The organism is Streptomyces sp. (assembly GCF_019510245.1).
In the GTDB taxonomy this organism is placed as follows: Bacteria; Actinomycetota; Actinomycetes; order Streptomycetales; family Streptomycetaceae; genus Streptomyces.
The window spans coordinates 70,731-88,488 of the sequence record NZ_JAEKKT010000181.1 but is presented as its reverse complement, the minus strand read 5'-3'; the positions used below and the strand labels follow the sequence as shown (position 1 = coordinate 88,488).

14 protein-coding genes are annotated in these 17,758 nt (G+C 68.0%); 8 read left to right on the top strand and 6 right to left on the bottom strand.

Features of this window, described 5'->3' with window-relative positions; translation table 11 throughout:
- Window positions 1-182: 182 nt before the first annotated feature.
- The 3 genes from JF597_RS36365 to JF597_RS36355 all read left to right on the top strand — a co-directional run bounded on the left by JF597_RS36365 (window position 183) and on the right by JF597_RS36355 (window position 2,848).
- The gene (locus JF597_RS36365; RefSeq protein WP_294005517.1) at window positions 183-581 is read left to right on the top strand and encodes an ATP-binding protein; all 399 of its coding nucleotides are present in this window, start codon (window positions 183-185) and stop codon (window positions 579-581) included.
- The gene (locus JF597_RS36360; protein WP_294005649.1) at window positions 581-1,477 is read left to right on the top strand and encodes a hypothetical protein; all 897 of its coding nucleotides are present in this window, start codon (window positions 581-583) and stop codon (window positions 1,475-1,477) included. The genes JF597_RS36365 and JF597_RS36360 overlap by 1 nt, the downstream gene beginning before the upstream one ends.
- Before the next feature lie 111 nt (window positions 1,478-1,588).
- Window positions 1,589-2,848, top strand: coding sequence for an MFS transporter (locus JF597_RS36355; RefSeq protein ID WP_294005514.1), 1,260 nt, complete (start codon window positions 1,589-1,591; stop codon window positions 2,846-2,848).
- A gap of 133 nt (window positions 2,849-2,981) precedes the next feature.
- On the opposite strand, the gene JF597_RS36350 is transcribed toward JF597_RS36355, so the two are convergent.
- From JF597_RS36350 to JF597_RS36330, 5 genes are all read right to left on the bottom strand, one after another.
- Window positions 2,982-4,025, bottom strand: coding sequence for an ABC transporter ATP-binding protein (locus JF597_RS36350; protein WP_294005511.1), 1,044 nt, complete (start codon window positions 4,023-4,025; stop codon window positions 2,982-2,984).
- Between the two features lie 26 nt (window positions 4,026-4,051).
- Window positions 4,052-5,092: an ABC transporter ATP-binding protein gene (locus JF597_RS36345; RefSeq protein ID WP_294005508.1), complete on the bottom strand. Its 1,041-nt coding sequence runs from the start codon at window positions 5,090-5,092 to the stop codon at window positions 4,052-4,054.
- Window positions 5,093-5,138: 46 nt separating this feature from the next.
- Window positions 5,139-6,119 (bottom strand): ABC transporter permease, encoded by a 981-nt coding sequence (locus tag JF597_RS36340; protein ID WP_294005505.1) that lies wholly within the window; start codon window positions 6,117-6,119, stop codon window positions 5,139-5,141.
- A 98-nt stretch (window positions 6,120-6,217) separates the two neighbouring features.
- On the bottom strand, window positions 6,218-7,975 hold the full coding sequence (locus JF597_RS36335; RefSeq protein WP_294005502.1) for an ABC transporter substrate-binding protein: 1,758 nt from the start codon (window positions 7,973-7,975) through the stop codon (window positions 6,218-6,220).
- Between the two features lie 82 nt (window positions 7,976-8,057).
- Entirely contained in the window at window positions 8,058-9,047 is a 990-nt protein-coding gene (locus JF597_RS36330) for an ABC transporter permease (protein WP_294005499.1), read from the bottom strand.
- Window positions 9,048-9,622: 575 nt separating this feature from the next.
- Here JF597_RS36330 and JF597_RS36325 point away from each other — a divergent pair.
- Genes JF597_RS36325 through JF597_RS36305 form a run of 5 tightly spaced genes read left to right on the top strand, consistent with a single transcriptional unit; the run spans window position 9,623 to window position 15,194 of the window.
- Entirely contained in the window at window positions 9,623-11,254 is a 1,632-nt protein-coding gene (locus JF597_RS36325; protein WP_294005496.1) for an ABC transporter substrate-binding protein, read from the top strand.
- A 6-nt stretch (window positions 11,255-11,260) separates the two neighbouring features.
- Complete coding sequence (locus tag JF597_RS36320; RefSeq protein ID WP_294005493.1) at window positions 11,261-12,184, top strand: ABC transporter permease; 924 nt, start codon at window positions 11,261-11,263, stop codon at window positions 12,182-12,184.
- Window positions 12,177-13,157: an ABC transporter permease gene (locus tag JF597_RS36315; protein WP_294005490.1), complete on the top strand. Its 981-nt coding sequence runs from the start codon at window positions 12,177-12,179 to the stop codon at window positions 13,155-13,157. The genes JF597_RS36320 and JF597_RS36315 overlap by 8 nt, the downstream gene beginning before the upstream one ends.
- Window positions 13,158-13,165: 8 nt before the next feature.
- Window positions 13,166-14,140, top strand: a complete 975-nt coding sequence (locus tag JF597_RS36310; protein ID WP_294005487.1) for an ABC transporter ATP-binding protein — start codon at window positions 13,166-13,168, stop codon at window positions 14,138-14,140.
- Entirely contained in the window at window positions 14,133-15,194 is a 1,062-nt protein-coding gene (locus JF597_RS36305) for an ABC transporter ATP-binding protein (RefSeq protein ID WP_294005484.1), read from the top strand. The genes JF597_RS36310 and JF597_RS36305 overlap by 8 nt, the downstream gene beginning before the upstream one ends.
- 245 nt (window positions 15,195-15,439) lie before the next feature.
- Here the strand turns inward: JF597_RS36305 and JF597_RS36300 are convergent, their stop codons facing one another.
- Window positions 15,440-17,560: a prolyl oligopeptidase family serine peptidase gene (locus JF597_RS36300; RefSeq protein ID WP_294005481.1), complete on the bottom strand. Its 2,121-nt coding sequence runs from the start codon at window positions 17,558-17,560 to the stop codon at window positions 15,440-15,442.
- Between the last annotated feature and the right edge of the window lie 198 nt (window positions 17,561-17,758).

Sequence of the window (17,758 nt, the reverse complement as noted above, 5' to 3'; positions counted from 1 at the left end):
GGTACTGCCGCCGAGCAGAACCTCGTTCGAGGGGAAGATTACGGCAGCGACTTGCGTCGTCCCAAATTGTGTCTCTACTGTCGGTGACGTAACGGACACGCCCTGGAAGTGCACCGCGCCTCGGCCGTGCGGCGATGCCACCGTGCCTGAAATCCCCTACACCCGACCGGAGTTGATGACGCATGCCCGAGACCTGGGACTACACGCTCTACGTTCCCAACGACCCGAGAGCGGTGACGATCTCCCGTCGCACCCTGCGCCTGATCTTGACCATGCACGGCCTGATCGGCCTGGTGGACACGGCGGAGCTCCTCGCCGCCGAGCTGGTCTCCAATGCCGTGCGGCACACGAAGGGACCGGCCGCGCTCAGGGTCCGGCGCTCCCCGGAGGGCGTCGTGTGGATCGGGGCGTGGGATGCGGATCCGGTGCCTCCTGAGCCGCCGGGGGTGGTAACCGAGTTCGAGGAGGCGGGGCGGGGGTTGGGGCTGGTGGTGGCGTGTGCGGATGGCTGGGGCTGGCAGCCGTCGTCCCGGTTCGGGGACCGTGGCAAGTATGTGTGGTGTGAGCTGGGGGTGGCGTGATGGTGGGGTCGTCGCATGAGGCGTTGCACCGGATCTTCCAGAAGGATCCGGGGTTGCTGACGCATGCGTTGCAGCGGGTACTGGGCGTCCCGTTTCCGGAGCCGCGGGAGATCGCGGCGCTGAACGTGGATCTGACGGAGATCGAGCCGGTCGAGCGTCGGGTGGACACGTTGCTGCGGGCAGAGACCGACAGGGGGACCTACCTCCTCGTGGTCGAGTCGCAGGGGGAGGTGGACGGCCGTAAGCGGGGGAGCTGGCCGTACTACCTGTCGTACTTGTATGAGAAGTATCGGTGTGAGCCGGTACTGATCGTGATCACCCAGAGCAGTACGACGGCACGATGGGCGTCGCAGCCGATCAAGCTCGGCCTTCCCGGGTGGGAGTCGCTGATCGTGCGGCCGCTGGTGCTGGGGCCGGACAACGTTCCCTTGATCGCGGACGTGCGGGAGGCCGAACGGGACGTACCCCTTGCGGTGCTCTCGGCCATGACACACGGGCGGGGCCGGAATGCTGCGGCCATACTGGAATCGCTGGCAGCCGCCTTGAAGACCATTGACCGCGACAGTGCCGCGGTCTTCGTACAGTTCGTCGACTCGTGCCTGGTCGATCCCCGGGCGAAGCAGATCTGGAGGGACCTGATGACGGCGATGCAGTACTTCTGGCGGCACCCGCTGGCGGAGCAGGTGCGGGAGGAAGGCCGGGAGGAAGGCCGGGAGCAGGGGCGGGTTCAGGAGCGTGCCGAGATGGTCCTGCGGGTCCTGGAGTGGCGTGGTGTCCCGGTGAGTGATGCGGTCCGTGAGCGGGTGGACGCGTGTACCGATCTGGACCAGCTCGAAACCTGGGCCCAGCGGGCGGTGCACGTCACGGACGCTGCGGAGTTGTTCGTCGAGTCCTGAACGGCGGGGCTCGGGCGCGGGGCGGGGGAGCCTGACTCGTGATCCGTACGTGGCGGGAAGTGTGCGCGACGGGGATCGGCCCGAGGCGGCGAGGGCGTAAGGTGCCCGTCCATGTCTGCCGCTGAGCACCCCCCTTCCCTGCTGCGCAACTCCGGTTTCGTGCGCCTCGCGTCCGCCCGGATCATCTCCGTGCTCGGCAACGGGTTCGCCCGGATCGCGCTGGCCTTCGCGGTGCTCTCGCTGCCCGGCGCGACCCCGGGCGACCTCTCGCTCGTCGTCGCCTGCCAGGCGGTCCCGCAGCTCGCGCTGGTCCTGGTCGGAGGGGTGATCGCGGACCGGGTCTCCCGCTCCGCGCTGATGGCCGTTGCGGACCTGCTGGGTGCCCTGTCCTACGGCGGGCTCGCGGCCATGGTGCTCAGCGGCCATGCCCCCGTCGCCGCGCTCTGCGTGCTCGCCGTCACGGCGGGCACCGCGACCGCTCTCTTCTCGCCGGCGATGGACGGGATCATCCCGATGCTGGTCCCGTCCGAGGCCCTCCAGCGAGCCAACGGCCTGTTGCGGGTCGGCACCAACACCTCCCTCCTGCTGGGGCTGGCCCTGTCCGGCGCGACGGTGGCATGGGTCGGCGCGGGCTGGGCGCTGGCCATCAACGGTCTGTCCTTCGTGGTCAGCGCCGCGCTCACCTCGTCCCTGCGGCTGAGCCGTCGTCCGCAGAAGTCCGCCTCGGGCTGGGCCGATCTGCGCGAGGGCTGGCGGGAGTTCGCCTCCCGGCAGTGGCTGTGGGTGGTCGTCGTCCAGTTCTCGCTGGTGGTGGCCGCCACCAACGCCAACGCAGGGGTCCTGGGTCCGCTGGCCGCGCGTGCCCACTTCGGCGGGGCCCGCGCCTGGTCGGTGGTGGTGGCCGCGCAGGCGCTGGGGGCCGTGGCGGGCGCCGGGATCGCGGCCCGCGCGCGCGTCACCCGGCCGATCCTGGCGGCGGTCCTGTTCACCCTCCCGTCCGCCCTGCCTCCGGCCCTCCTCGGGGCCGGAGCACCGCTGTGGGCCGTCGCCGCGGGTGCCTTCACCGCCGGTGTCAGCCTGGACTTCTTCGGCGTGCTGTGGGCCACCACCATGCAGCGCGAAATCCCGGAGGAGGCTCTGTCCCGGGTCAGCTCCTACGACTGGTTCGGCTCGCTCACCCTCGCCCCGCTCGGCCTCGCGCTGGCAGGCCCCGCCGCCGACACCTTCGGCACCGACCGGATGCTGATCGTCTGTGCGACCCTGATCGTCGCGGCCACCCTGGCCGCGCTCCTGTCGCCCGGGGTGCGGTCACTGCGTGCCACGCCGGGTGCGGACCGGCCCGAGCTCCTCGAAGCCACCACCGCTTCCTGACGTACGGCAATGAGAAGGGCCCGCACCTGGGGAGGTGCGGGCCCTTGCTCCCCTGGAGCGGACGTTCAGGGGCTCGGGTCAATGGGCCGGTGAAAGTCCGTTCCGCAGGCGGCGGCTGACGGAAAGGGGTGTGTCAGGCCGCGGCCTCGGGGTCCTTGGAGAGACGCGGGGCGGGAATCGTCTCCTGCGCCTCAGGATAGTGGCACGCGGTGAGGTGGCCGGGCTTGTTGCCGTCTGCCTGGACCAGCGGCGGGGCCTCCGTCGCGCACTTCTCCGTCGCCTTCCAGCAGCGGGTGCGGAAGCGGCAGCCGGACGGCGGGTTGATCGGGGACGGGACGTCACCGACCAGGCGGATCCGCTCGCGCGGCTCCACGTCCACCGTCGCCTCGGGCACGGCGGACAGCAGGGCCCGCGTGTAGGGGTGGCGCGGGTTGTCGTACAGGTCCTCGCGGTCGGCGATCTCCACGATCTTACCGAGGTACATGACCGCGACGCGCTGGGAGAAGTGCCGCACGATCGCGAGGTCGTGGGCGATGAAGACGAAGGCGATGCCCAGTTCCTGCTGGACCTTCTGGAGAAGGTTCACGACCTGCGCCTGGATGGAGACGTCGAGCGCCGAGACCGGCTCGTCGGCGACGATCAGCTTCGGTTCCAGGGCCAGCGCGCGGGCCACCCCGATGCGCTGGCGCTGGCCGCCGGAGAACTCGTGCGGGAAGCGGTTGAAGTGCTCCGGGTTGAGACCGACGATCTCCAGCAGCTCCCGTACGCGCTTCTCGCGGCCGCCGGCCGGGTTGATGTCGTTGATCTCCATCGGGCCCGCGATGATCTTGCCGACCGTCTGCCGCGGGTTGAGGGACGCGTACGGGTCCTGGAAGATCATCTGGATCTCGGACCGGATCGGCGCCAGCTGCCTGCGGTTGGCGTGCGTGATGTCCTGGCCGCGGTAGGTGATCTTGCCGCCGGTCGGCTCCAGCAGGCGCGTGATCAGCCGACCGGTGGTCGACTTGCCGCAGCCGGACTCGCCGACCAGGCCCAGGCTCTCGCCCTCGGCGACCTGGAAGTCGAGGCCGTCCACCGCCTGCACCGCGCCGACCGTCCGCCGGATCGGGAAGCCGCCCTTGATCGGGAAGTGCTTGGCCAGCCCGGAGACGTCCAGGAGGGGGTTGGTGTTGCTCATGGTCGTGAAGTCCCGTCTCGTGTCCGTCAGTTGTGGCCGGCGGTGGCCGCGTAGTCGGCGAAGAGCTCGTCGCGCTTGCTCAGTTCCAGGTGGCAGGCGGAGCCGCGGCCCTCGACCAGTTCGAGCGGCGGCTGCTCGCTGGAGCACCTGCCGCCCGCGACCTTCTCCGCAAACGCGCATCGCGGGTGGAAACGGCAGCCGGACGGCGGGTTGAGCAGCGAGGGCGGCGAGCCGGGGATCGGCGACAGCGGGATGTCGACCGGTCCGTCGAGGCTCGGCATGGAGTTGAGCAGGCCCAGCGTGTACGGGTGCTGCGGCGAGCCCAGCACCTGCTTCTTGGTGCCCCGCTCCACGCACCGGCCGCCGTACATCACCAGGACGTCGTCCGCGATGTCGGCGATGACTCCGAGGTCGTGGGTGATGAAGATGATCGCCGTGCCGAACTCCTGCTGGAGGTCCTTGAGCAGGTCCATGATCTGGGCCTGGACCGTCACGTCGAGCGCGGTGGTCGGCTCGTCGGCGATCAGCAGTTCGGGGTCGCAGACCAGGGCCATCGCGATCATCGCGCGCTGGCGCATACCGCCGGAGAACTGGTGGGGGTAGTCGTCGACCCGGACGTCCGGCTGGGGGATCCCGACCCGCTTCAGCATCTCGATCGCGCGCGCCCGGGCCTCCTTCTTGGAGGCGCCGGTGTGCTTGCGGTAGACCTCGGCGATCTGGGCGCCGATGGTGTGGTACGGCGACAGCGAGGCCAGCGCGTCCTGGAAGATCATCGACATCTTGTTGCCGCGGAGCTTCTCCAGCGTCCGCTCGGACGCCGTGAGGAGTTCCTGGCCGTCGAGCAGGATCTCGCCGTCGATCTGGGTGCGGGCGGGGTCGTGCAGGCCCAGGATCGTCAGGTTGGTCACGGACTTGCCGGAGCCCGACTCACCGACGATGCCGAGCGTCTGGCCCTTGGCGATGTCGAAGCTGAGCCCGTCGACGGCCTTGACGATGCCGTCCTCGGTGGAGAAGTGGACTTTGAGGTCCTTGACGGAGAGGAACGGCTGCTGATCGGTGCTCGTCACGGGGACGCTCCTGGGGGGTGATGCGAGGTTGGGGGTGGGGCGGAGGTCAGGCGAGCCGGATCCGCGGGTCGATGAGGGCGTAGACGGCGTCCACGATGATGTTGAAGATCACGATCGCGCCGGCGGACAGCAGGGTCACGCCGAGCACCATGGGCAGGTCGCTCTGGTCCACGGACTTCAGGGCCAGCTGGCCCACGCCCTGGAGGCTGAAGACGGTCTCGGTGATGATCGCGCCGCCGATGAGCGTGGCGAGGTCGATACCGAAGATCGTGACGATCGGACCCATCGCGCCGCGCCAGGCGAACCGGAAGAAGACGTTCCGACGGGAGAGGCCCTTGGCCCGGGCCGTGCGGACGTAGTCCTCGCTCAGCGTCTCGACCAGCTGGGAGCGCGTCATACGGGTGTAGTTGGCGGTCCAGATCAGGGCCAGCACCAGCCAGGGCAGCAGGAGACCCGAGGCCCACTCGACCGGGTTCTGGGTGAGGGGGGTGTACGACGGGTTGTCCAGGATGCCGAGCTTCGCGACGAAGAAGTACATCGCGATGTAGCCGACGAAGTAGATCTGCATCGAGGAGGCGACCAGCGACGCCGAGCTGGCGACCTTGTCCTGCCACTTGCCCTGCTTTACGGCGGCGAGCATGCCGGCGCCGATACCGAAGATGAGGAAGACGACGGCCGAGCCGAAGGCGAGCGACAGGGTCAGCGGGAGCCTGTCCATGATCGTCCCGAGGACGGGCTCGCGGTTGGCGAACGAGTACCCGAGGCACGGCGCGTTGCAGTTGCCGAAGTCGCCGTAGCTGCGCCCGACGAAGATGCCCTTGAGCCAGTACCAGTACTGGACCGGAACCGGGTGGTCGATGCCCAGGTTGTGCCGGACCTGCCTGAGCATGTCGGGCGTGCAGTTCTTGCCGCAGGACATCGTGGCGGGGTCACGCGGGATGGCGTAGAAGAGCCAGAAGGTGACGGCGCTGATGATCAAGAGGATGACCAGCGCGCCGAAGACTCGGCGGACAAGGAAGCGGAACATGGGGCGTGACTTTCCGGACGGGGCGCCGTCGCCGGGGGGTGAGGGGTGGGCCGGAGGGGGCGGCCAGGTCATGGCCGCCCCCGAAGGGTCTTGCGCGCTTACTTCTTGACGTACAGCTTGCAGAGCGCGACGCAGGTGTTGCCGGCGTCGTAGACGACGTTGCCGACCTTGGATCCGTACATCCAGTTACGGATGGAGTGGTAGTCCGGGACGACCGCCGCCAGCTCCATGATCTGCTTGTCGATGGCGCCCCAGGCCTTGTTGGCCTCGTCGACGTCGGCGATCTTGGCGGCCGCGTCGATCGCCTTGTTCACGCTCGGGTCGTTCAGCTGGGCGTAGTTGCTGCGACCGTCGCCGATGTTCTTGCCGCTCCAGCAGGGGAAGAAGACCGAGTAGCCGTTCGGCCAGTCGGGGCTCCAGCCGGCCGCGAACAGGTCGTAGCCGTTGTCGATCTTGCCGATCTGGGTGTAGAAGGTCGTCTTGTCGACCTGCTGGTTGACGACCTGGAAGCCGGCCGCCTCAAGGGCGTTCTTGATGGCCACGGCCTGCTTCACCGCGTTGTCCGACTGCTGGTAGGCGATGACCAGCTTCTGGCCGACCTTGCCGGCCTCCTTCAGCAGCGCCTTGGCCTTGACCGGGTCGCCGCCGGGCTTCGTGGTCACGCCGTACAGGTCGAACTTCTTGTAGCCGGGGGTCACCGGGCTGAGGATGGTGCTGGCCAGCTCGCTGGTGGACGCACCACCGCGGATGGTCTGCAGCTGCTGGTGCGGCCACGCCCAGTTGATCGCCTGGCGGACCTTCAGGTCCTTGATCCGGGTCATGTTGATCGGCCAGTAGTAGGTGACCGTGTCGACCTGGGTCAGAACGCGCTTCTTCAGCGAGGCGTTGGTGAGGACCTGCGCGGTGCGCTCGGCCGCCACCTCGTTGAAGATCGACATCGCGTACTGGTCGTTGCCCTTGTCCGCGATGTAGCGGTCGGTGGAGGCGACCGGCTGGAAGCCGAACTGGAAGATGTACTTGTCCGGGTACGCGTTGCGGATCGCGTCCGTGGCGGGGTCCCAGTGCTCGTTGCGCACGTAGGTCATCGACTTGCCGATGCTCCGGCTGTCGATCTTGTAGGGGCCAAGGGAGTACGGACGCTTGTCGTACTTCTCCTTGGTGTCCTTCTTCTTGTTGACAAGGCCGTAGCCGGGCATGCCCAGCGTGTAGTTGAAGTCGGTGCGGGCCTCGTTGAGGGTGAACGTGATCGTCTTGCCGGAGACCTCGATCGAGGACAGGCTCTTGCCGTCGTAGGGGCCCTTGTACTTGTCGCCGCCGACGAGCCACTGCTGGACGTAGCGCGGACCCTCGGTGACGAACGAGGCGAAGAGACGCTCGAAGGTGTGGCGGACGTCGTCCATGGAGAGGTCGGTGCCGTCCTCCCACTTGATGCCGTCCTTGATCGTGAACGACCAGGTCTTGCCGCCGTCCTTCATGGTGCCGGCGTCGGTCGCGACGTCGCCGACGAGCGTGGCGCCACCCTTGTCGTCGACCTTGTAGCCGGTCAGACCACGCAGGATCGGGCGGGTGATGGCGCCCTCGGTGGAGACGTAGATCTGCGCCGGGTCCAGGTGGTCCATGTCGAACTGGTCGAGCGAGTAGATCGTGCCGCCCTTGACCGCACCGGCGACCTCGGGCGCCGGGCCCGTGGAGTCCGCCTTGGTGCCGACCGGGATGTTCATGGTCTTCGCGTCGGAGACGGACGGGACCTTGGACGAGCCCTTGTTGTCGTCACCGCTGCTGCACGCGCTCAGCACGGTCGTGGAGGCCGCCGCCACACCGGTGGCGATCAGGAAGTTTCTGCGAGAAAAGGACATGCTGAGCCTGCCTATAGGGGTCAATTCGGATGGTCGGAACCAGCCGGACGTCATCGAACCGGGCCGGGTGGTGCAGGGAGGGCTACCGCTTGGACTTCGGGTCGAGCGCGTCGCGCACGGAGTCGCCGAGCAGGTTGAAGGCGAGCACGAAGATCACCATGGAGATGCCCGGGAAGAGCATGAAGGTGATGTCCTCGGTGTAGAACTGCGCGCCGCGACCGATCATCACGCCCCAGTCGGGGGTCGGGTCGATCATGCCCACGCCGAGGAAGGCCAGACCCGCTTCCGCAGTCACGTAGGCGGGGAGGAGGAGCGTGGACTGGATGATGATCGGAGTCCACAGGTTGGGCAGCAGTTCCTTGAACACGACACGCATCGGTGACGCGCCCGTGACCTTCGCCGCCTCGACGAACTCCCGCTCGCGCAGGCCCAGCACCTGGCCACGCAGCAATCGGGCGATGGAGGCCCAGCCGAAGGCGGAAAGGACCAGGATCAGCGCGGTGGCGCGCAGCCAGGTCGGGATGTTGTCGTCGGGGGCGACGAAGAACCCGAAGACGACAGGCATGAACGCGATGAAGAACAGCGTGGACGGGAACGACAGCAGGATGTCGATGATCCGGCCGACGAGGTAGTCCGTCTTGCCGCCCAGGTAGCCCGCTGTGACGCCGATCACGACGCCGAGGACCGTGGTGAGCAGTGCGGCGGCTGTCGCGATGCCGAGCGAGTTGCGGATGGCGTACAGCAGGAACGTGAAGACGTCCCGGCCGAGCTGGGGTTCGATGCCGAACCAGAACTCCGGGCTCATACCTCCGTTGGGCCCTGCGGGGTACGAGAAGGCGTTGAGCAGCTCAGGGTGCTGGGTGGTGTACGTGGTGTACGGGTTCTTCCCGTACAGCTTCGCGATCAGCGGTGCCGCGATGCCGATCACGAAGAAGAAGATCACGACGTAAGCGGATATAACGCCCGTACGGTCGCGCTTGAAGCGCTTCCAGGCCAGGCGGCCCGGCGACCTGCTCTCGCTGCCCTTCGAACCGTCCGAAGTGGTCGACTTCTTCTCGGTCTCGTCGGTCACCTCAAGCGGGGCAGCCGCGGATGGAGTTGGGGGGGTCATGGTGCTCCTGGCCCAAGGGAGGGTCTGATGACTCCGCAGGGACACACTCCCCTACGGGCTACGCCGGACTTTTTCAACGCAATTCATTCAAGGTCAATAAATTCTCGGGCGACTTGGGTTTCTCTTTACTTTCTTTGCCTGGCCTTGACCGTTCCGTAGCTACGCGGGTAGCGCCTCGTAATCGCACCGTGCTTTAGTTCGGGTGAACTGCGCAAAACGGGCAATGAGTTCGTTATGCGGACGCGAGGGTGCCGAAATGCGTACATCGGCGGGTCGCAATCCAACGTTTCGGCATCGTTGCAGGGAGATCCATTGCGCCGCCGCCGCAAGATCCTCGAGCGGGCCCCGGAGGGGTGTCTGTAATCGGGTGAGGTGTCCCTCTAAAGGCCGTCATGGGGTCCCCGGAAGGCCTCCGTTCGGGGCAGTGGATGAGCGATATCGACCTATTTGGTCGATATTGGCCGATAGCGGATCATCCACGGAACGATCGGTCGGTCCTCCGGTCGACGGATCACCCTGCACGGAGGAGGCACGCCATGCGTTCAGCCACGCACGCCCGAGGGGCGGCCTGCGCGGCCGTGGTGGCGCTCGCCGTCACGGCCTGCGGGGGCGGTGGCGGCAGCGGGGGCGGCGGGGGCGAGAGCGGCGTGCTCAGCTCCTCCTGGGGCGACCCGCAGAACCCCCTGGAGCCGTCCAACACCAACGAGGTCCAGGGCGGCAAGGTCCTGGACATGATCTTCCGGGGCCTGAAGAAGTACGACCCGAAGACCGGCAAGGCCGAGGACATGCTCGCCCAGAAGATCGACACGAGCGACTCGCAGAACTTCACGATCACCCTCAAGGACGGCTGGACGTTCAGTAACGGCGAGAAGGTGACCGCGAAGTCCTTCGTCGACGCCTGGAACTACGGAGCGAGCCTCAAGAACAACCAGAAGAACGCCTACTTCTTCGGCTACATCCAGGGCTACGACAAGGTCCACCCGGACAGCGGCTCACAGAGCGCCGAGACGCTCTCCGGTCTGAAGGTCGTCGACGACAGGACCTTCACCGTCGCGCTCAACCAGAAGTTCTCCAGCTTCCCCGACACCCTCGGCTACGCGGCCTTCGCACCGCTGCCGCAGTCCTTCTTCACCGACCACGCCGGCTGGCTGGCGCAGCCGGTCGGCGACGGGCCGTACCGCATCGAGTCCTACACCAAGGGCTCGCAGATGTCCCTGAAGAAGTGGGACGGCTATCCCGGGGCCGACAAGGCGCAGAACGACGGAGTGACCCTCAAGGTCTACACGGACAGCGACACCGCGTACACCGATCTCATCGCCGGCAACCTCGACCTCGTCGACGACGTCCCCGCGTCGCAGCTGAAGAACGTCAAGAGCGATCTCGGTGACCGTTACATCAACACCCCGGCCGGCATCATCCAGACGCTCGCCTTCCCCTACTACGACAGCGCCTGGAGCAGGAGCGGAGCGGAGAAGGTCCGCACCGGCCTCTCCATGGCGATCAACCGGAAGCAGATCACCGACACCATCTTCCGGAACACCCGGACCCCGGCCACCGACTGGACCTCGCCCGTGCTCGGCGCGGACGGCGGCTTCAAGGAAGGGCTGTGCGGGAGCGCCTGCGACTACGACCCCGCCCAGGCCAAGAGGCTCATCCAGGAGGGCGGGGGACTGCCCGGCGGCCAGCTCAAGATCACGTACAACGCCGACACCGGCTCGCACAGGATGTGGGTGGACGCCGTGTGCAACTCCATCAACAACGCACTGGGCAACGACAAGGCATGCGTCGGGAACCCGATCGGCACGTTCGCCGACTTCCGGAACCAGATCGGCCGGCACAAGATGACCGGACCGTTCCGCGCCGGCTGGCAGATGGACTACCCGCTCATCCAGAACTTCCTCCAGCCGCTCTACTACACCAACGCCTCCTCCAACGACGGCAAGTGGTCCAACAAGGACTTCGACAAGCTCGTCGACCAGGCGAACGCCCAGACCGACACCGGCAAGGCCGTGTCCACCTTCCAGCAGGCCGAGGAAGTCGTCCGCGACAACATGGCCGCCATTCCGCTCTGGTACCAGAACGGCAGCGCCGGTTACTCCGAGCGGCTGTCGAACGTGGCCCTCAACCCGTTCAGCGTTCCCGTCTACAACGAGATCAAGGTCAGCTGAACCGGGATGGGACGCTACGTCGTCCGGCGGCTGCTCCAGATGATCCCGGTGTTCGTCGGGGCCACGCTGCTGATCTTCCTCATGGTCAACGTCATGGGCGACCCGATCGCGGGGCTCTGCGGTGAGCGGGCCTGCGATCCGGCGACCGCCGCCCAGTTGAAGAAGGAGTTCGGACTCGACAAGCCGGTGTGGCAGCAATACCTCACCTATATGGGGAACGTCTTCACCGGCGACTTCGGTACGGCGTTCAACGGACAGCCGGTCACCGAGCTCATGTCCACCGCGTTCCCCGTCACCATCCGGCTGACCATCGTGGCCATCGTCATCGAGATCGTCATCGGCATCACGCTGGGCGTGGTGACCGGACTGCGGCGCGGGCGGCCCGTCGACACCGGAGTGCTGCTGGCCACCCTGGTCGTCATCTCCGTACCGACCTTCGTCACCGGTCTGCTGCTCCAGCTCCTGCTGGGGGTGGAGTGGGGATGGATCAGACCCTCCGTCTCCCCGGAGGCCACCTTCGGCGAGCTGATCGTGCCGGGGCTGGTGCTCGCCTCCGTGTCGCTCGCCTACGTCACCCGGCTGACCCGTACCTCCATCGCCGACAACAAGCGGAGCGACTACGTCCGTACGGCTGTCGCCAAAGGGCTGCCCCGGCGGCGGGTTGTCGTACGGCACCTGCTGCGCAACTCGCTCATCCCCGTCGTCACCTTCATCGGCACCGACATCGGCGCGCTGATGGGCGGCGCGATCGTCACCGAGCGGATCTTCAACATCCACGGCGTCGGCTACCAGCTCTACCAGGGCATCCTGCGGCAGAACACGCAGACGGTGGTGGGGTTCGTGACCGTGCTGGTCCTGGTGTTCCTGGTGGCCAATCTCCTGGTGGACCTGCTCTACGCCGTACTCGACCCGAGGATCCGCTATGCCTGAGCAGCCGTTCGAGCAGGACCGGGCCATCGCCGGGACGGGCATGGGCGGCGCGATGGACCTCGCGACGACCGAGGCCGAGACGCTGGAACGGACGCCGGGCGGACCGCTCGGCACCGGGCCCGCGGCCAAGCCCCGCTCGCTCTGGTCGGACGCCTGGCGGGACCTGCGGCGCAACCCCGTCTTCCTCGTCTCCGCCCTCGTCATCCTCTTCCTCGTCGTCATCTCCCTGTGGCCGTCCCTGATCGCCTCCGGCTCCCCCCTCAAGTGCGACCTCGCCAAGGCCCAGGAGGGCCCCCAGCCGGGCGCTCCCTTCGGCTACGACGGACAGGGCTGCAACGTCTACACGCGGACCGTCTACGGCGCCCGTACGTCCGTCACGGTGGGCGTCTGCGCCACCCTCGGGGTCGCGCTGTTCGGATCGGTGCTCGGCGGGCTCGCCGGCTTCTTCGGTGGCGTCTGGGACTCGGTGCTGTCCCGGATCACCGACGTCTTCTTCGCGATCCCGGTCGTCCTCGGCGGTCTCGTCCTCCTCTCGGTGGTGACGAGCAATACGGTCTGGCCGGTCATCGGGTTCATGGTGCTGCTCGGCTGGCCCCAGATCTCCCGGATCGCCCGCGGCTCGGTGATCACCGCCAAGCAGAACGACTACGTCCAGGCCGCCCGCGCCCTCGGCGCCTCCAACTCCCGGATCCTGCTGCGGCACATCGCACCCAACGCGGTGGCCCCCGTGATCGTCGTCGCGACCATCGCCCTCGGCACCTACATCGCCCTGGAGGCGACCCTGTCGTACCTCGGCGTCGGCCTGAAGCCGCCCAGCGTCTCCTGGGGCATCGACATCTCCGCCGCCTCGCCCTACATCCGCAACGCCCCGCACGCGCTGCTGTGGCCCTCGGGGGCCCTCGCGCTCACCGTCCTGGCCTTCATCATGCTCGGCGACGCGGTGCGCGACGCCCTCGACCCGAAGCTGAGGTGAGCGCCGCCGTGCTGCTCGAAGTGCGTGATCTGCACGTGGAGTTCCGGATGCGGGACGGGGTCGCGAAGGCGGTCAACGGCGTCTCGTACGCCGTCGACGAGGGGGAGACGCTGGCCGTGCTGGGCGAGTCGGGGTCCGGCAAGTCGGTGACCGCCCAGGCCGTGATGGGGATCCTGGACACACCGCCCGGGCGGATCGGCGGCGGCGAGATCCTCTTCCGGGGCCGAGATCTGCTGAAGCTGAAGGAAGAGGAGAGGAGGAAGGTCCGGGGCGCCGAGATGGCGATGATCTTCCAGGACGCGTTGTCGGCGCTCAACCCGGTGCTGAGCGTGGGCGACCAGCTCGGCGAGATGTTCGTCGTGCACCGGGGGATGTCCCGGAAGGATGCGCGGGCCAGGGCCGTCGAGCTGATGGACCGGGTGCGGATCCCGGCCGCCGCCCAGCGGGTGCGGGACTATCCGCACCAGTTCTCCGGAGGCATGCGTCAGCGCATCATGATCGCCATGGCGCTGGCCCTGGAGCCGGCGCTCATCATCGCCGACGAGCCGACGACCGCCCTCGACGTGACCGTGCAGGCCCAGGTCATGGACTTGCTCGCGGAGTTGCAGCGCGAGTACCACATGGGGCTGATCCTGATCACCCACGACCTGGGGGTGGTCGCGGACGTCGCCGACCGGATCGCCGTCATGTACGCGGGGCGGATCGTCGAGTCCGCGCCGGTGCACGACATCTACAAGGCGCCGGCCCACCCCTACACGCGCGGGCTCCTCGACTCCATCCCGCGTCTCGACCAGAAGGGGCAGGAGCTCTACGCCATCAGGGGCCTGCCGCCCAACCTGATGAACATCCCTCCGGGGTGCGCCTTCAACCCGCGCTGCCCGATGGCCCAGGACGTGTGCCGCACCGACGAACCGCCGCTGTACGAGGTGGACCCACGCCGGGGCAGTGCCTGTCACTTCTGGAGGGAGTGCCTCAATGGTTGACAGGGTGGTTGAGCCGATCCTGGAAGTAAGTGGACTGGTCAAGCACTACCCCTTGACCCAGGGCATCTTGATCAAGAAACAGATCGGCGCGGTCAAGGCCGTCGACGGTGTCGACTTCACGCTCGGCAAAGGAGAGACGCTGGGCATCGTCGGCGAGTCCGGCTGCGGGAAGTCGACGGTCGCCAAGATGCTCGTCAACCTTGAGCGGCCGACGGCGGGGTCGATCAGGTACAAGGGGGACGACATCACCAAGCTGAGCGGGCGGGCGCTCAAGACCGTCCGCCGCAACATCCAGATGGTCTTCCAGGACCCGTACACGTCCCTCAACCCCAGGATGACCGTCGGCGACATCATCGGGGAGCCGTACGAGATCCATCCCGAGGCGGCTCCCAAGGGCGACCGGCGCAGGCGGGTCCAGGAGCTGCTGGACGTCGTGGGGCTCAACCCTGAGTACATCAACCGCTATCCGCACCAGTTCTCCGGCGGCCAGCGGCAACGCATCGGCATCGCACGGGGGCTGGCGCTGCGCCCCGAGGTGATCGTCGCCGACGAACCGGTGTCCGCGCTCGACGTCTCCGTCCAGGCCCAGGTGATCAATCTGCTCGACCGGCTCCAGAACGAGTTCGACCTGTCGTACGTCTTCATCGCCCACGACCTGTCGATCGTGCGGCACATCTCGGACCGGGTCGGGGTGATGTACCTCGGGAGGATCGTGGAGATCGGCAAGGACGAGGAGATCTACGACCACCCGACCCACCCCTACACCCAGGCCCTGCTCTCCGCGGTGCCGGTACCGGACCCGGAGGCGCGGGAGCACCGGGAGCGGATCATCCTGAGCGGGGACGTGCCGTCGCCGACGAACATTCCGTCGGGGTGCCGGTTCCGCACGAGGTGCTGGAAGGCCGAGGAGCGGTGCGCGGTCGAGGTGCCGGCGCTCGCGGTGCCCGCCGTGTTCCGGCTCGTGCCGGGGCCGGCGGCGCATGATTCCGCGTGTCACTTCGCGGAGGAGAAGCGGGTGGTGCCGCCGGACGATCTTGGAGACGGGGGTGCATAGCGGGGCGTATGCGGGTCAATCGCGTTAACACGCAGGCAACTTCTCCGACCCGGTCTCGATATACGGACGGGGCAGTCTAATCAGCGTACGGCCGTGCGGGTGCCGTAAACGGGCCGGAGCGCGCCATGTCGCTCCGGCCCGTTGCCCATTTTTGCGCCTAAACCGGCGCCGCTCTCGCGGACCTGGCTGGTGCTTCGTCGTGGTTCCTCAATTGATGGTTGCGGTGCTCCGTGGAGAGATTCCGCTCAGCCCAGCTTGAGGGTGCGCCGGAGGAAGTCCAGCTGGAGCAGCAGCAGGTTCTCCGCCACCTGTTCCTGCGGGGTCATGTGCGTGACGCCCGACAGGGGCAGGACCTCGTGCGGACGGCCCGCTGCCAGGAGGGCGCTGGACAGGCGCAGGGAGTGGGCGACCACCACGTTGTCGTCGGCGAGGCCGTGGATGATCATCATGGGCCGGTGTGGTTCGGCCGCCTCGGTCAGGCCCTCGTCGTCGATCACCGAGTTGCGGCGGTAGACCTCCGGCTGTTCGCCGGGGTGGCCGAGGTAGCGCTCCTGGTAGTGGGTGTCGTACAGGCGCAGGTCGGTCACGGGGGCGCCCACCACCGCCGCGTGGAAGACGTCCGGGCGGCGCAGGGCCGCGAGGGCGGCCAGGTAGCCGCCGAAGGACCAGCCGCGGATCGCCACCTTGGTCAGGTCGAGGGGAAAGTCGGCGGCGAGCGCCTGGAGGGCGTCGACCTGGTCCTGGAGGACGATCGCCGCGACGTCGTCCTTGATGGACTTCTCCCAGGCGGGGGAGCGGCCCGGGGTGCCCCGGCCGTCGGCGACGATCACCGCGAAGCCCTGGTCGGCGAACCACTGTGAGGTCAGGTGGGCGTTGTGCGCGGCGACCACCCGCTGGCCGTGCGGACCTCCGTACGGGTCGAGCAAAACCGGAAGGGGAGTGTCCCCGTGGTAGTCCTGTGGCATAAGCACGGCGCACGGAATTCGGCGTGCGCCCCCCTCGGTAAGCGTCACGCGCGGGGACAAACCGGGGTCTTCGGCGTACGACGTGACAGTCGCCAGATGCTTTCCGTCATGCAGTACCTGGGTGCGGGTGCCCGGGCGGTCCAGGGTGGCGGAGACCAGTACGGTCACGCCCCCGGCGCGCACCGCCGTATGCACGCCGGGCTCCTGCGACACGCGCTCCACGCCGAGCTCGTTCACGCGGTAGACGTGCACCTCGCCGATCTCGGGGGACTCGGCCTCCTCGCCGGCGGACGCGGAAACCAGCACGTCGTCGGCGGTCACGTCGAGAACCGCTCGGATGTGCAACTGGGGTCCGGTGAGGGGACGTTCACCCACCGCGAGCACCCGGGCGCCGCCCTCGTCGGCGATCCGGACCAGCTGCCCGGAGGGGCTCCAGCAGGGCACTCCACCGAACAGTTCAAGCCATGTTGGATCTTCGTCGGCGTGCACCATCCGGGTCGCTCCCGACTCCGGGTCCACGGCCAGGAACAGCTGGCTGCGCTGGTCGCGCGCCTGTACGAGCAGGAGGGGGGCGCCCGCCTCTGACCAGTGCACATGCGCCACGTACGGATAGCGTGCCCGGTCCCAGGAGACCTCCGTGCGCGCCCCGTCCAGGCCCTGGACGAACAGGCGTACGTCCGCGTTGGCGGTGCCCGCCGCCGGGTAGGCGACATGATGTGGCTCACGCTCCGGGTGGGCGGGGTCGGCGATCCACCACCGTGGTACCGGCGTGTCGTCCACGCGCGCCACGAGCAGCCGGTCGGACTCCGGCGACCACCAGAAGCCGCGGGACCGGCCCATCTCCTCGGCCGCGATGAACTCGGCCAATCCGTAGGTGACCAGTTCCGACTCCGGCTCCGCGAGCGCCCGGTCGCCCTCGCCCTCGGCGCCCACCACCCGCAGGGCGCCCGCCGCGACGTACGCGACATGCCGGCCGTCGGGGGACGGGCGCGGGTCGATCACCGGCCCGGGGACGGTGAGTTCGCGTGCCGTACCGGCCCTGAGCTCGGCCGTGAAAAGCCGTCCTGACAAGGCGAAAGACGCCAACTCCAGGGCCGCGTCGGCGGCGTAGCCGACGATGCCGGCACCGCCCTCCCGGCTGCGTTCGCGACGGGCCCGCTCCTCGGGCGAGAGGTGCTCCTCGGCGCCGCCGAGCAGGGTGCGCGGGTCCGCCGCGAGGCGCTCCTCGCCGCCCGGTACGTCAAGGACCCAGAGGGAGTTGGCGCGGTCGGTGCCGGAACCGGAGCGCAGAAACGCCACGCGGGAGCCGTCGGGGGCCACGGTGAACGCGCGCGGCGCGCCGAGCGTGAAACGCTGGGTGCGGGCGTGCCGGCGGGGGAATGAGACAGCCTCGGTCGTCATCCCCCGACCATATTGGCCATGCGCCCCCTTGTGCGGCCGTGCGCCGAGCGATGCGCGAGCACGCATAGTTATGATCACTACCGCTGAGTGGGTATGAACCTGCTGGCTCGCGCATGGAATTGCTGTACCGATCCACAACGTGATCTACAACCCCCATAGTCCGAACCCCCCGCATCCCTGGGATCTTTGGAGGTGAGC